At 67.9% G+C, this 13,627-nt stretch carries 12 protein-coding genes and 1 pseudogene; 8 read left to right on the top strand and 5 right to left on the bottom strand.

Features of this window, described 5'->3' with window-relative positions:
- Positions 1 to 131: 131 nt before the first annotated feature.
- The 8 genes and pseudogenes from XCSCFBP4642_RS25605 to pdeM all read left to right on the top strand — a co-directional run bounded on the left by XCSCFBP4642_RS25605 (position 132) and on the right by pdeM (position 9,117).
- Positions 132 to 1,839 (top strand): annotated as a pseudogene (locus tag XCSCFBP4642_RS25605) (diguanylate cyclase).
- Positions 1,840 to 1,936: 97 nt separating this feature from the next.
- Positions 1,937 to 2,527 (top strand): bactofilin family protein, encoded by a 591-nt coding sequence (locus XCSCFBP4642_RS0122290; protein WP_029221722.1) that lies wholly within the window; start codon positions 1,937 to 1,939, stop codon positions 2,525 to 2,527.
- The gene (locus XCSCFBP4642_RS0122295; RefSeq protein ID WP_029221723.1) at positions 2,524 to 2,889 is read left to right on the top strand and encodes a hypothetical protein; all 366 of its coding nucleotides are present in this window, start codon (positions 2,524 to 2,526) and stop codon (positions 2,887 to 2,889) included. The genes XCSCFBP4642_RS0122290 and XCSCFBP4642_RS0122295 overlap by 4 nt, the downstream gene beginning before the upstream one ends.
- A gap of 242 nt (positions 2,890 to 3,131) precedes the next feature.
- Positions 3,132 to 4,154 carry a ligase-associated DNA damage response exonuclease gene (locus XCSCFBP4642_RS0122300; RefSeq protein ID WP_029221724.1) on the top strand — a complete coding sequence of 341 codons (1,023 nt, stop codon included), beginning with the start codon at positions 3,132 to 3,134 and terminating at the stop codon, positions 4,152 to 4,154.
- Positions 4,151 to 4,384, top strand: a complete 234-nt coding sequence (locus XCSCFBP4642_RS0122305) for a hypothetical protein (RefSeq protein ID WP_029221725.1) — start codon at positions 4,151 to 4,153, stop codon at positions 4,382 to 4,384. The genes XCSCFBP4642_RS0122300 and XCSCFBP4642_RS0122305 overlap by 4 nt, the downstream gene beginning before the upstream one ends.
- Complete coding sequence (locus XCSCFBP4642_RS0122310) at positions 4,381 to 5,985, top strand: ATP-dependent DNA ligase (RefSeq protein ID WP_029221726.1); 1,605 nt, start codon at positions 4,381 to 4,383, stop codon at positions 5,983 to 5,985. The genes XCSCFBP4642_RS0122305 and XCSCFBP4642_RS0122310 overlap by 4 nt, the downstream gene beginning before the upstream one ends.
- Positions 5,982 to 8,483 carry a ligase-associated DNA damage response DEXH box helicase gene (locus XCSCFBP4642_RS0122315; RefSeq protein ID WP_029221727.1) on the top strand — a complete coding sequence of 834 codons (2,502 nt, stop codon included), beginning with the start codon at positions 5,982 to 5,984 and terminating at the stop codon, positions 8,481 to 8,483. Before XCSCFBP4642_RS0122310 ends, XCSCFBP4642_RS0122315 begins: the two co-directional genes overlap by 4 nt.
- On the top strand, positions 8,473 to 9,117 hold the full coding sequence (gene pdeM / locus XCSCFBP4642_RS0122320) for a ligase-associated DNA damage response endonuclease PdeM (RefSeq protein WP_029221728.1): 645 nt from the start codon (positions 8,473 to 8,475) through the stop codon (positions 9,115 to 9,117). Before XCSCFBP4642_RS0122315 ends, pdeM begins: the two co-directional genes overlap by 11 nt.
- Before the next feature lie 164 nt (positions 9,118 to 9,281).
- Here pdeM and XCSCFBP4642_RS0122325 read toward each other — a convergent pair whose 3' ends face one another.
- The 5 genes from XCSCFBP4642_RS0122325 to nagZ all read right to left on the bottom strand — a co-directional run bounded on the left by XCSCFBP4642_RS0122325 (position 9,282) and on the right by nagZ (position 13,622).
- Entirely contained in the window at positions 9,282 to 10,556 is a 1,275-nt protein-coding gene (locus tag XCSCFBP4642_RS0122325; protein WP_029221729.1) for an FAD-dependent oxidoreductase, read from the bottom strand.
- Positions 10,557 to 10,652: 96 nt separating this feature from the next.
- On the bottom strand, positions 10,653 to 10,859 hold the full coding sequence (gene cspE / locus XCSCFBP4642_RS0122330; RefSeq protein ID WP_003488188.1) for a transcription antiterminator/RNA stability regulator CspE: 207 nt from the start codon (positions 10,857 to 10,859) through the stop codon (positions 10,653 to 10,655).
- Positions 10,860 to 10,946: 87 nt separating this feature from the next.
- Positions 10,947 to 11,699 carry an S-methyl-5'-thioinosine phosphorylase gene (locus tag XCSCFBP4642_RS0122335; RefSeq protein ID WP_029221730.1) on the bottom strand — a complete coding sequence of 251 codons (753 nt, stop codon included), beginning with the start codon at positions 11,697 to 11,699 and terminating at the stop codon, positions 10,947 to 10,949.
- Between the two features lie 367 nt (positions 11,700 to 12,066).
- The gene (locus XCSCFBP4642_RS0122340; protein WP_029221731.1) at positions 12,067 to 12,621 is read right to left on the bottom strand and encodes a hypoxanthine-guanine phosphoribosyltransferase; all 555 of its coding nucleotides are present in this window, start codon (positions 12,619 to 12,621) and stop codon (positions 12,067 to 12,069) included.
- Complete coding sequence (nagZ, locus tag XCSCFBP4642_RS0122345; protein WP_029221732.1) at positions 12,621 to 13,622, bottom strand: beta-N-acetylhexosaminidase; 1,002 nt, start codon at positions 13,620 to 13,622, stop codon at positions 12,621 to 12,623. Before nagZ ends, XCSCFBP4642_RS0122340 begins: the two co-directional genes overlap by 1 nt.
- Positions 13,623 to 13,627 lie beyond the last annotated feature (5 nt).

Raw genomic sequence — 13,627 nt, forward strand, 5'->3', positions numbered from 1 at the left:
GCCAACAAGGCTCCAGCCACTCCCATCACCTTGCCTCACTTCATTTGCGCGCCGGCCATTTCGTGCCGGCGCGCACGTCTCCGGCCAGGATCGCTCTCGTGTTGTCGAAGCTGGCACGCTAGCATTCGGCTATGCCTTCTTCCTTTACATCGCGCCGCCGCAACCAGCTGGCGCTGGCTTTTTCTGCGCTGATCTTTATCGCCATCGGCGTTGGCATCTTTGTCGGTGCACGTCGCTCGCTGGCCGATGCGGCCCTGGTGTCGCATACGCATGAGGTGATCGGCCGGGTCGACGAAATCCAGGCACGGTTGCTGGATGCCGAATCGGCGCAGCGCGGCTTCCTGCTGACCGGCAACGACGCCTACCTGCTGGATTACCAGAGCAGCGTCGAGCGCCTGCCGATCCTGCTCGCCAACCTGCGCCGGCTGATCGTCGACAACCCCGCGCAGGAGCAGCATCTGGATCGGTTGCAGGCTCTGGTGCAGACGCGGCTGCAGCAGATCCAGCGGGTACTGGATGTCTACGCGCAGGGCGGCCTGGAGCCGGCACGGGCGAGCATCCGGCAGACCGCGTTCCGGACCACCAGCGCCATCCGCGAGCAGGCGCTGACGATGGTGCAGCGCGAACAGGAACTGCTGGCACAACGCGCCGAAAGCAGCCGGCAGAGCGCCACCTTGCTGCTGGTACTGGCATTGGCCGGCATTCCGTTCGGGCTGGTGGTGGTCGGCGCGGTGTATGCCTTGCTGATGCGCGAATTACGCCATCGGGCGCAGGCCGAGCGCCTGGCTGCGCAGGCCAATCGCGAGCTGAGCGATAGCGTGGGCGCGCTGCAACGCAGTACCGCCGATCAGCCTGCTCAGCCGCTATACCGGGCTGCTGCAGAGCTGCATCAGTGCAGAGGAAGCATTGGTGGTCACCAGCCGCACCCTGGCCAGCCTGTTGCCCGGCGTTGCCGGAAGCGTGTATCTGCTGCGCGCATCGCAGGACCGTGCCGAGGCGATCAGCCACTGGGGCGAACCGCTGGTACGAAGCGCCCCGCACCTGTTGCCGGAAGAATGCTGGGCCTTGCGCCGCGGCCAGCCGCATCTCGTCGACGACCTGCGCCGGGATGCAGTGTGCGCGCATATCGAAATGCCCGACACCGGCCTGCCCGTCAGCACCGCGTGCCTGCCGATGTCGGCGCAGGGCACCCAACTCGGCTTCCTGTTCCTGTCCTCGCCTGGCCCGGGGCCGATGGCGCGGCTGGAAATTGCCGAGGCGGCGGCCGAGCAGCTGTCGCTGGCGTTGAGCAATCTGCGCTTGCGCGAGTCGCTGCGCCGGCAATCGATCCGCGATGCGCTGACCGGGCTGTACAACCGACGCTACCTGGAAGAATCGCTCAGCCATGAGCTGGCGCGCTGCGCGCGACGCGGGCTACCGCTATCGGTACTGATGCTGGATGTCGACCATTTCAAGCAATTCAACGACAGCCAGGGACATGCCGGCGGCGACCTGCTGCTGGCTGCGGTGGGCGAATTGCTGCTGACCCGCCTGCGTGCCGAGGACGTGGCCTGCCGCTACGGTGGCGAGGAATTCACCGTGATCCTGCCCGAGGCCGATGGCGACGAGGCCATGCGCGTGGCCGAGCAGATTCGCGGCCATATCGCGGCGCTGGCGGTCAGCGACGGCCAGCATGCGTTGCCGCGGGTGACCGCCTCCATCGGCGTGGCCAGCTTCCCGGCCGATGGCGAACTGGGCGCCAGCCTGATCCAGAAGGCCGATGCCGCGCTGTATACGGCCAAGCATCGGGGACGCAATCGGGTCGAGCGCCATGGCGCCGGAATGCCCGCGCTGGATTGAGCACGCACCGCGTCGATCCTGGATTGCGCGCGCTGTCACAAAAAAGATCGATTGACGCGGCGATAGTCGGCTTCGACCCCCGAAGCGAGGCAATCCGATGTCGATGTGGCGCGATCAAGGTCCCAACAAGAAAGACGGCGTCCCCCCTGCACCCGAGGTTCCGGCCGTCGACGGACGGCTGTTCGCCGCAGACGCCAGCCCGGCCCCGCCCGTGCCGGCCACCGCCACGCCCAGCGTGACGCCCACCGCCACGCTCTCGCCACGGCAGAGCGAGGCCAAGGAATCGCTGATCGCCGCCGACATCAGCATCGAGGGCAAGATCGAGGGCGCCGGCCATGTCCGTCTGGCCGGCCGCTTCAAGGGCGATGTCAACGTCAAAGGAGACCTCACCATCGAACGCGGCGCCAAGCTCAACGGCGGCGTGCGCGCCAACAAGGTCATCATTGCCGGTGAGCTGGAAGGCAATATCGAATCGGCCGCGCAGGTGGAGTTGCAGACCTCTGGCGTGCTGGTCGGCGACGTCAAGGCCGGCAACCTCACCGTGGCCTCGGGTGCGCGGATGCGCGGCCAGGCGGATTTCGGCTGGGGTGAGGATGCTGCCAAGCCGGGCGGTGGCAGCAAGACCAACGGCAGTGGCGGCAGTGGCGCTGCGGGCACCAGCGGCGGTGACGACAGCGACGCCGTATGAGTGCACCCCGCCCGGGCACGCCCGGCGCTACCCGCAGCTGCCCGCATTGCAAGGCCACGATCCTGGAAAGCGCCAGCGTCTGCCCGGCCTGCAAGCATCACCTGCGCTTCGACTCGGCGGCTGCGCAGCACGCGCAGCCGGCGCCGATCGTACCGCTCAAGGTCGATGGCACCATTCGCCACCCTGCCGATGGCGATCCGTGGGAATACACGGTGGTGGTGATCGTGCGCAATGGCAAAGGCGAGGAGATCCGGCGCCAGGTCGTCGATGTGGGCGCGATGCTGGGCGGCGAAGAACGCGGCTTCACCCTGGCGGTGGAAGCGACGGCCGTGCGTTCGCCTGGGCGGCGCACGCGGCATTAGGTGTTTCTGGGCCGGCACCGGCCGACCGGGATTTGGGATTTGGGAGTCGCGCGACGTATTTGATCTGCAGCTTGCCCCGATCCGCTTGCCAGGTATGACTCGCTGTTTTCGGTGGGGACAGCGTCCCCGCTGGACTGAGAGCTTAGTGCACGCGGCATGCAACGGCGACCGACCAACGCTTGCCGCACATGGAGGCATTCCCATTCTCAGGATCTGCACATCGGCTTGCCCAGAGTTGCGGCATGCGCAACGGCAACGGCAACATCTCTCATACATGCGGCGATCTGGTGGTGCTGGGGCCTGAAGGGCTGTATTGCCCGCAGGGCGACTTCCACATCGATCCCTGGCGGCCGGTGCCGTGCGCGGTGATCACCCATGGGCATGGCGACCACGCGCGCAGCGGTACGGGCGAGTACCACTGCACGCGCGAAAGCTTGCCGATCCTGCAGTGGCGGCTTGGCGAACAGGCCTATCACACGCACGCCGATGGTGAAGCGTTTACGTTGGGACGTGCCCGCGTGTCGCTGCATCCAGCCGGACACGTGCTGGGTTCGGCACAGGTTCGCATCGAAGTGGATGGCGACGTCTGGGTGGCCTCCGGCGACTACAAGCGCCAGCACGACCCCACCTGCAAGCCGTTCGAGGTGGTGCCGTGCGACACCTTCATCACCGAAGCGACGTTCGGCCTGCCGGTGTATCGCTGGCCGGACACCTCGGAGGTTGCCGCCGACATCGTCGCCTGGCGCCACGAATGCGCCGAGCGCGGCGAGGCCGCCATCCTGTATTGCTACGCGCTGGGCAAGGCGCAGCGTGTGCTGGCCGAACTGCGCGCCTGGGACACGCAACCGGCGTTGCTGCATGGCGCGATCGCCACCGGCGTGGAGGTGTATCGCCAGGCAGGCATTTCAATGCTGGACACCCAGCCGGTCAGCGAGCATGCGCGCGGTGCCGACTATGCCGGCCAGCTGGTGCTGGCACCGCCTTCGGCCGCGGGCAGCACCTGGATCCGCCGCTTCCGGCATGCGCAGCAGGGATTCGCCTCGGGCTGGATGCGCATCCGCGGCAACCGGCGGCGGCGCAATTACGACCGCGGCTTCGTGGTGTCCGACCATGCCGACTGGCCGGACCTGTTGCGCACCATCGAAGACACCGGCGCTCGCCGCGTGATCGCCACCCATGGCAATACCGATGCGCTGATCCAGCACCTGCGCGAGCGCGGTGTCGCAGCCGAAGCCTTCCGCACCGATTTTGGAGCCGAGGAATGAATCCGCTCCCCGCATGCCGGTATACGCGCGCACGTCCGCGCAGTCGTCTGAGCGGTGCGCTGGCATTCCGCCGGCATGCGTTGGCATTTCGCGTGCACCGTAGCGCACCGGCCGCCATCGTCGGCCCACCCCGGCCGCAACGCCGCCCGCGCACGCTGGCTGCATTCACACGCCGCGCGCTGGAGCTGCGCGCGGCCGACCGACACGCTATGGCGCAGGCGCTGCCGTGAAGCGCTTTGCTGCGCTGTACCGCACCCTGGACCGCAGCACCGGCACGCTCGACAAGCGTGCCGCGCTGGTCGCCTATTTTCGCGACGCCGCTCCGCTGGACGCGGCCTGGGCGTTGTACCTGCTGGCCGGCGGCAAGGTCGCCAGCAGCCGTATGCGCATTGCCAGCAGCGGCGAGTTGCGCGAATGGATCACCGACACCGCCGGGATCGCCGACTGGCTGGTGGCCGACAGCTACGACCACGTGGGCGATCTGGCCGAAACGCTGGCATTGCTGCTCGACGACCCGGCCACCGAAGCGGCCGATCTGCCGCTGGCCGACTGGATCGAACAGCGGCTGTTGCCGATCGCCAACCAGGATGTGGACGTGCGCCAGGCGTGCATCGTGCAGGCCTGGCGCAGCCTGGCCTTCGACGAGCGCCTGGTGTTCAACAAACTGCTGACCGGCGCCCTGCGCGTGGGCGTCTCGCAGCGGCTGGTGCAACAGGCGCTGGCCGAATTGTCGGGCGTGGACATCGCCCGCATCGCCCAACGCATGCTGGGCAGCTGGCGCCCGCACCCCACCTATCTGGCCGATCTGTTGACCAGCGAGGAACTGCCCGGCGACCGCCAGCAGCCCTATCCGTTCTTCCTCGCCTCGCCGCTGGAGGCGGATGTGGACACGCTGGGCGCCATCGGCGACTGGCTGCTGGAATGGAAATGGGATGGCATCCGCCTGCAGCTGATCCGGCGCGCCGGCGAAGCCGCCTTGTGGTCGCGTGGCGAAGAACGCCTGGATGGCCGCTTCCCGGAGATCGAACAGGCGGCGTTGCGGTTGCCCGACGGCACCGTCGTCGATGGCGAGCTGCTGGCCTGGCAGCCCGAGCAGCCGTTGCCGATGGCGTTCACCGCCTTGCAGACGCGCATCCAGCGGCTCAAGCCTGAGCCCAAGACCCTGGCGGCCGCACCGGCGCGCGTGGTCGCCTACGACCTGCTGGAACTGGATGGCGCGGACCTACGCGAGCGCCCCCTGCACGAGCGGCGCGCGCTGCTGGACACGCTGCTTGCCACGCTTGGCGACCCACGCATCGTGGCCTCGCCGCTGGTCCGGGCCAGCGATTGGCGGGCCGCCGCGCAGCTGCGCGTACAGGCGCGCGAACGCGGCGTGGAAGGCCTGATGCTCAAGCGCGCCAGCTCGGTCTACCAGGCCGGCCGACGCCGCGGCGACTGGTGGAAGTGGAAGATCGACCCGCTCACCATCGATGCGGTGCTGCTGTATGCACAGGCCGGCCATGGCCGGCGCAGCACGCTGTACACCGACTACACCTTCGGGCTGTGGCACCAGGATCAGCTGGTGCCGGTCGCCAAGGCCTATTCGGGCCTGGACGATGCCGAGATCCTGCAGCTGGACCGCTGGATTCGCGCCAATACCACCGAACGTTTCGGGCCGGTGCGTGCGGTGAGCCCGCATCACGTGTTCGAGCTGGGATTTGAAGCGGTGAACCGCAGCGCGCGCCACAAGTCGGGCATTGCCGTGCGCTTCCCACGCATCCTGCGCTGGCGGCACGACAAGCCGTTTGCCGAGGCCGACCATCTGAGCAGCCTGCAGGCACTGGCGCGGTGACGGCACCGCAGCAACTGCGCGCGACGCCGCTGCAGCAATGGCGCGCCTGGTTCGCGCAGCGCGGCTGGGCGCCGCTGCCGTTCCAGCGCGATGTCTGGACGCGCTATCTCGACGGCGAATCCGGGTTGCTGCATACCCCCACCGGGAGCGGCAAGACGCTGGCGGCCTTCGGCGGTCCGCTGCTGGAGGCGCTGGCCGCGCGCGGACGCAAACCAGCGGCACGCTCCGCCAGGCCCGCAGCCAGCGCGCGCCGACAGCAACAACGCACGCTGCAGGTGCTCTGGATCACGCCACTGCGCGCACTGGCCGCCGACACCGCGCGTGCGCTGCGCGAACCGGTGGACGCCCTGGGCTTGGATTGGCAGGTGGGCCTGCGTACCGGCGATGCCAGCGCGCGCGACAAGCGCCTGGCTCGCAGCGGCAAGCTCGATGTGCTGGTCACCACGCCCGAATCGCTCGCCCTGTTGCTGTCGTACCCGGACACCGCGCCGCAGCTGTCGGCGTTGCGCTGCGTGATCGTGGACGAGTGGCACGAGCTGCTGGGCAACAAGCGTGGCGTGCTGCTGCAGCTGTGCCTGGCGCGCCTGCGCGGCTGGACGCCGACCCTGCGCATCTGGGGCCTGTCGGCCACTTTGGGCAATCTGGCGCAGGCACGCGACGTGCTGCTGCCGCATCTGCCCGATGCCGCACTGGTGTCCGGCGTCAGGCCACGTGCCATGACGCTGGAGACGCTGTTGCCCGACAGCGGCGAGCGCTTTCCGTGGGCCGGCCACCTGGGCCTGGCGCAACTGGCGCGCGTGCTGCAGAAGATCCTGCAGCACGGCACCAGCCTGGTGTTTACCAATACGCGCGCACAGGCAGAGCTGTGGCATCAGGCCCTGAGCGCAGTGTGGCCGGACGATCCGGCCACGCTGGCGCTGCACCACGGCTCGCTGGACCCGAGCTTGCGTGCAGCCGCCGAGCAAGGGCTGTGCGATGGCAGCTTGCGCTGCGTGGTCGCCACCTCCAGCCTGGATCTGGGCGTGGATTTTCCGGCGGTGGATCAGGTGCTGCAGGTCGGCAGCCCCAAAGGCATTGCGCGGTTGCTGCAACGCGCCGGTCGCGCGCGTCACCGGCCCGGCGAATCCGGCCACGTGGTGTGCGTGCCCTCGCATGCGCTGGAACTGGTGGAGTACGCCGCTGCACGTCGTGCGATTGCCCACGGCCATATCGAAGCGCGGCCGCCGCCGCGGCTGTCGCTGGACGTGCTGGCGCAGCACTGCGTCACCCTCGCGCTCGGTGGCGGCTTCGATGCCGATGCCTTGTTCGCGCAGGTACGCGGCACCGATGCCTTCGCCGCACTGGACCCGGCCACCTGGACTGCAGTGCTCGATTTCATCGTGCAAGGCGGCAGCGCGTTGGCGCACTACCCGGATTTCCACAAGGTAGTCCGCGACGACGACGGCATCTACCGCGTCACCGATCGGCGCGTTACGCTGCGCCATCGGCTGTCCATCGGCACGATCACCAGCGATGGCAGCGTGCGCGTGCAGTTCCTGCGGGGCGGCCGGCTGGGTGCGGTGGAAGAACAGTTCGTCGGCCGCCTGCGCCGCGGCGACCGTTTCCAGTTCGCCGGCCGGCTGCTGGAGCTGGTGCGCCTGGAAGACATGACCGCGTATGTACGCGTGGCAAAAGGCGGCAGCGGTGTGGTGCCCAAATGGATGGGCGGGCGCATGCCGCTGTCGTCGGCATTGGGGCGCGAAGTGGAAGCGCTGTTCGCCGACCCCGGCGAGGCGCCGGAGATGCAGGCGCTGGCACCGCTGCTGCAGCTGCAGGCCGCGCTGTCTGCATTACCCGGCCCGGACCATCTGCTGGTGGAAAGCATCAAGGCGCGCGATGGCCGGCACGTGTTCGTCTATCCGTTCGCCGGCCGCCAGGTCAACGAAGGCTTGGCCGCGCTGTTGGCAGCACGCTGGGGCCGCCGCCAGCGCAATACCTTCAGCTTCGCCGCCAACGATTACGGCTTCGTGCTCTCGCCGGCGCAAGATGTCGAGATCGATGCTGGCCTGCTGCAGGCGCTGTTATCGCCGGTTGGCCTGTTCGACGATCTGCGCGACAGCCTCAACCTGGGCGAGCTGGCACGCCGCCAATTCCGCGAGATCGCACGCGTGGCCGGGCTGTTGTCGCCATCGTTGCCCGGCCGCGCACCGCGCAGCCTGCGCCAGCTGCAGGCTTCCAGCGGTTTGCTCTACGACGTCCTGCAGCGCTTCGATCCCGACCATCTGCTGCTGGCGCAAGCCGAACGCGAGGTGTTCGAAGGCCAACTGGAACTGGCGCGCCTGGCGCATGCGCTGGAGGACTGCGCCCGGCGCGAACTACGCCTGTGCACGCCACGCAGCCTCACCCCGTTGTCGTTTCCGCTGTGGGCCGAGCGCGTGCGTGGCCAGCTGAGCACCGAAGACTGGAAAGCGCGCGTGTTGCGCGCCGCCGAACAACTGGAGCGCAAGCATGGGCGATAGCGTGCAGCTGCAGTTGGGCGACGAAACCGTTGAACTGCTCGGCGAACGTGCGCTGTACCGGCCGGCGCGGCGTGCCCTGCTGATTGCCGACCTGCATCTGGGCAAGGCCGATGTGTTCCGGCGTGCCGGCATCGGGCTGCCGGCAGGCGGCACCGCGCATGATCTGGACCGGCTGGATGCCTTGCTCGCTCAACGCGAGGTGGACGCACTGTGGATTCTGGGCGACCTGCTGCATGGACCGGCACTGCGCGCGGCCTGGCATCGGCGCTGGAGCGCATGGCGCGAGCAGCATTGCAGCCTGCGCGTGATCGCGATCCGCGGCAATCACGATCGCGCCCTGGCGGGTGCAGACCTGCATATCGAAGCAGCCGGCGAACAGGTCGAGGACGGCCCGTTCGTGCTGCGCCACGATCCGCTGCCACACCCCACCGGCCATGTGCTGTGCGGGCATCTGCATCCGCTGGCGGCACTGCCCGGGCTGTCGCGGCGCTGGCCGGCGTTCTGGTTGCGCGAAAACCTCACCATCCTGCCGGCGTTTTCGCAGTTCACCGCAGGCATCGTGCCGACGCTGAGCGAAGGCGAGCGCCTGGTCGCCTGCGTGGAAGGCGATGCGATGGCACTGCCGGTGCGTTAGCCAGCGCCGCGAACGCGCCGGCCGACGCCGCGCCTAAAACGGCTAAAAGCGTGGCAAGCAGCCGTCGGGCAGGTGCAAACCGAGCGCTCAGAACCGCACTGTCCGAGCGGTGCATACCGCAGCCGGCACCGGCTGCGCCCGCCTAACGGCTGCATATCGTTCTATTAGTTGCTCGACGCGGTCGCTTCAGCTTTATCGCCCACCGCACGCATGACCGGCTGCGATAACGCGTCAACAAACTCCGGCGCCAACGCCAGCTTGCCGAACCAGCCGTGCTGGGTACCGCTGAGCACGCGCAACATGTGTCCACGCCCGCCCGGCACGCGGCCTATCGGTTGCAGCAACAGATCGCGCCCGTAGGCCCACAGATCGCGCTCGGATTGAAACAGCGGCGTCAGCCAGCGGCTCCAGCGGTGATAGATCGCCACGTGCGCCTGGCGTTCGCGCTGGTAGTGCATCAAGGCGTCATCCAGATCGGCCCCGGCGCGCAGCGCGTCGCGCATTGCCAGCGCATCCAGCAGCGCCATGTTCACGCCCTGACCCAACTGCGGACTCATCGCATGTGCGGCATCGCCGGCCAATACGAAACGCCCACGGTGCCAACGCGTCATCACCGCATCGCGGTAGCTGGCACGTGCCAGCGCGGTGTGGACCTGTACCGTCTGCAGGCGGGTGATCGCTTCGGGCCACATCTGCGCCATTTCCTCGCGCCAGGCATCGATGCCGCGTTGTTCCCATGCAGCGAAATCGCTGCATGGCAGGCTCCAGAAAAAACTCAGGCGCGGAGTGTCATCCCCCGGCCGCGTGCCGACCGGCAGCAACCCGATCATCTTGCGTGCGCCGATATAGCGCTGACGCAGCTCGTCGACGAACGGCCAGTCCTCGCGCGGCAGCAGGCACCACAACGCCCCCCACGGGTACACCCGGTCCAGCCGCGTGCCTTGCACCTGCGCACGCAAGGTCGATGCCGAACCATCGGCGGCAATGATCAGATCGTAGGGGCCGTGCCACTGCCCGCGCTGGTCCTGCACGCGCGTGCCATCATGGTCGATCGCAGTGATCTGCGTATCGGTGTGCAGCTGCGCGTATTCGGGCCAGGCATCGCACAACAGCGAGAACAACGCTCCGCGCTGCATGCCCAGCCCCATTAGTCGCGGGTCCAGATCGCGGTACTGCATGTCCATCACCGCGCGCCCGCAGGGTGTTTCGCCGTAGAGCCGCCGCACCGGCGCGCCGTGTGCCAGGGCTTGCGACAACAGGCCCATCTTCCACAGCACCTGCAGGCCGCTGGGCTGCAACAGGAAGCCGGCGCCAACCGGCCGGGGTGCCGCAGCGCGTTCGAACACATCCAATTGGTGGCCGTCGGCACCCAGCAACACCGCCAGGGCCTGACCCGCCGTTCCATAGCCCACTACCGCAATCCGCAATGTCCGTTGCATCGTTCCCGACTCTGTTCTGCTCTTGCCGCCCCGCATGGGCCGGCGCAAAAAAAACCCCGCCATGGCGGGGTTCTTCAACCGCACAATCGAGTCAGCTTACTCGACCGGCGTGATGTTCGAAGCCTGGGCACCCTTGGGGCCCTGGGTCACGTCATAACTGACGCGCTGGCCTTCCTGCAGGCTGCGGAAGCCCTTGGAGTTGATCGCGGAGAAGTGCGCGAAGACATCGGCGCTGCCGTCCTCCGGTGAGATGAAGCCAAATCCCTTGGCGTCGTTGAACCACTTGACGGTACCGTTCGGCATGGTGATGCGAGACCTTTGCAATAATTAATGGGTGGTGTACGGCAGTGCGTACGCGCCGAGTATGCAAAGCTTATGCCCCGATGACAATCACCCGCGTGCAAGTTCGCCGATCAGCTCCGGCAGCCCGGACGAGGCTGCATCCACGTTGGCCAACACTTCCGCCATGGTGATCTCCTGGGCCTCGCCACACCCGGCCGCCCAGTTCGCCACAATCGCCAGACACGCATATTCCAGGCCTTTTTCGCGCGCTAGCCCGGCTTCCGGCATGCCGGTCATGCCAACCAGACCGCAGCCGTCGCGGCGCATGCGCGCGATCTCTGCAATCGTTTCCAGACGCGGTCCCTGCGTTGCGCCGTAGCATCCGCCCGCGACCAGCGTGACGCCGGTCACCTTGGCGGCGGCGATCACCTTGCTGCGCAACATCGGCGAATATGGGTGGCCGAAATCCACGTGCTGCACCTCGCTCCCCGGCTCTTCGCAGAAGGTGGAAACGCGGCCCCAGGTGTAGTCGATCAGTTGGTCCGGGCAGGCCAGCACGCGCGGTCCAAACTGGTCGGTGATGCCGCCCACCGTGTTGAGCGCAAGCACGCGCGACGCACCAATTTGCTGCAGCGCAGCGATGTTTGCGCGGTAGTTGACCTTGTGCGGCGGCAGCGAATGCCCCTCGCCGTGCCGGGCCAGGAACGCCACGCGATGGCCGAGCAGCATGCCGACACGGATCGGCCCGGACGGTGCACCGTACGGGGTGTCGGGCTCATGCGTCTGCACGTCATCGAGCTGCGCAAGCTTGTAGACACCGGTGCCGCCGATGACGGCCAGGGCGATGGAATGGGAGGACATGGGTAACCTCTGCTACGAACGATCGGGGGATGCGCGCGACGCGCGCCAGGTTGCCCGCGCAGTGGCGGGCCAGGACGAACGACGCCGAACAGGCTGTCAGTGTCGTTATTGAACATGCGAGGCTGCGATCTGCGCACTCCCAGCCTCGCCGCGCGCGGCGTTGAACGTCGTCTGCGCAATGCTTGACGCCTCGAGCGCAGCCGACACGCTCGGCCGCGCCGTGCGGACCTGGGGCGGCGAACAACACGTAGCCAGCAGCCGGTGAATGTGGACGGCGTGCTTGGGACTAGAGGGCACGCGTGGTCCATGCCGCACCGGGCACCGGCCACGCCCGCCTTGCGGCTGCGCGACCGTGTGTCAGCCACTCTTACTGCTTCATCGCATAAATGGCGGGAATGCCGCGCAGTTGCTCGTTGACGTCCATGCCGAAGCCGAACACGTAGCGGTCGGGCACTTCCACGCCCACGTAATCGGCGGTCACGCCCGGGACGCAGCGGTCGTGACGCTTGACGGTCAACACCGCCACGCGCACATCGGTGGCGCCCTGCTCCAGGCACCACTGACGTACACCCTGCAGCGTGTAGCCCTCATCGAGGATGTCGTCGACCAGGATCACCCGGCGACCGAACAGCGCGGTGGCCGGACGGTGCTTCCACACCAGCTCGCCGCCAACGGTTTCGCCGCGGTAACGGGTGGCGTGCAGGTAATCGAACTGCAGGTCCTGACCGCGTGCCCCCAGCTCCAGCGCCAGCTGGCCGGAGAACGGCAGCGCGCCGTGCATGATGGTGAGGTACACCGGCACTTCGCCGGCGTAGTCGCGTGCGATGGCGTCGGCGATGGTGGACACGGCCGTGTCGATGGCGGGGCGATCGACCAGCAGATCGGCTTGGGCCAGGGCCTGGGAAATGGTGAGCGTGGACATCAGGCGAGTGTTCCGAAAGGGGCAGAAGGAGTGTTGAAGGAAGCGTCGGTGCCGGCCAGCAGGCCGTCCCAGCCGAGCGCACCGCGCCCGATCAGGCCGATCAGCGCGGCGGTATTGAGGTGGCGGCCCTGCACGGCCTGCAGCGACTCGTCGACCAGTTCCGGATGGCAGACCAGCACCACGTCGCAGCCGGCATCCAGATGCGCATGCACGCGCCCAGCCACACCGCCGGCGCTGAACGAGGCGGCCATGCCGATATCGTCGGAGAACACCACGCCGCGAAAGCCCAGTTGCCCGCGCAGGATCTGCTCGATCCAGCGCGACGAATAGCCGGCCGGTTCCGGCGCCACCTGCGGGTAGACCACGTGCGCCATCATCACCGCGTCGGCGCCGGCCTCGATGCCCGCCACGAACGGCAACAGGTCTTCGGCCTGCAGGACCTCCAGCGGACGCGGGTCGCTGGCGTGATCCACATGGGTATCTTCCAGCACCGTGCCATGGCCGGGAAAGTGCTTGAGCGTGGCCGCCATGCCGGCGCCATGCAAGGCCTGCACATAGGCGCGGGTGAAGGTGGCCACGACCTGCGGATCGTCGCTGAAAGCGCGATCGCCGATGGCGCGATTGCCGCGGCCCAGATCCACCACCGGCGCAAAACTCAGGTCTACGCCGCTGGCACGGACTTCGCTGGCCATCAGCTGCGCATGCGCACGGGCCGCAGCCAGCGCGCCGTCCGGGTCCTGGGCGTACTGCGCACCAAAACTCTGCAACGGCGCCAATGCGCTGAAGCCCTCGCGAAAGCGCTGCACGCGGCCGCCTTCCTGGTCCACGCAGATCAGCACCGGACGCGGTGCGGCGGCACGGATGGAAGCGGACAATTCGGCCACTTGCGTGCGCGAGGCGAAATTGCGCTTGAACAGCACCACGCCGGCGACCGCATCGTGCTGCAGCCAGTCGCGTTCCTGTGCGCTGAGTTCGGTACCGGCAAGGCCGATCAAAAGCATGTTGG

The organism is Xanthomonas cassavae CFBP 4642, assembly GCF_000454545.1.
Lineage (GTDB): Bacteria > Pseudomonadota > Gammaproteobacteria > Xanthomonadales > Xanthomonadaceae > Xanthomonas > Xanthomonas cassavae.

Bases quoted from the DNA above. Each gene is read 5' to 3' on its own strand.
- XCSCFBP4642_RS0122290 (WP_029221722.1), top strand. From the start codon at position 1,937: ATGTCGATGTGGCGCGATCAAGGTCCCAACAAGAAAGACGGCGTCCCC.
- XCSCFBP4642_RS0122295 (WP_029221723.1), top strand. From the start codon at position 2,524: ATGAGTGCACCCCGCCCGGGCACGCCCGGCGCTACCCGCAGCTGCCCG.
- XCSCFBP4642_RS0122300 (WP_029221724.1), top strand. From the start codon at position 3,132: ATGCGCAACGGCAACGGCAACATCTCTCATACATGCGGCGATCTGGTG.
- XCSCFBP4642_RS0122305 (WP_029221725.1), top strand. From the start codon at position 4,151: ATGAATCCGCTCCCCGCATGCCGGTATACGCGCGCACGTCCGCGCAGT.
- pdeM (WP_029221728.1), top strand. From the start codon at position 8,473: ATGGGCGATAGCGTGCAGCTGCAGTTGGGCGACGAAACCGTTGAACTG.
- XCSCFBP4642_RS0122325 (WP_029221729.1), bottom strand. From the start codon at position 10,556: ATGCAACGGACATTGCGGATTGCGGTAGTGGGCTATGGAACGGCGGGT.
- cspE (WP_003488188.1), bottom strand. From the start codon at position 10,859: ATGCCGAACGGTACCGTCAAGTGGTTCAACGACGCCAAGGGATTTGGC.
- XCSCFBP4642_RS0122335 (WP_029221730.1), bottom strand. From the start codon at position 11,699: ATGTCCTCCCATTCCATCGCCCTGGCCGTCATCGGCGGCACCGGTGTC.
- XCSCFBP4642_RS0122340 (WP_029221731.1), bottom strand. From the start codon at position 12,621: ATGTCCACGCTCACCATTTCCCAGGCCCTGGCCCAAGCCGATCTGCTG.
- nagZ (WP_029221732.1), bottom strand. From the start codon at position 13,622: ATGCTTTTGATCGGCCTTGCCGGTACCGAACTCAGCGCACAGGAACGC.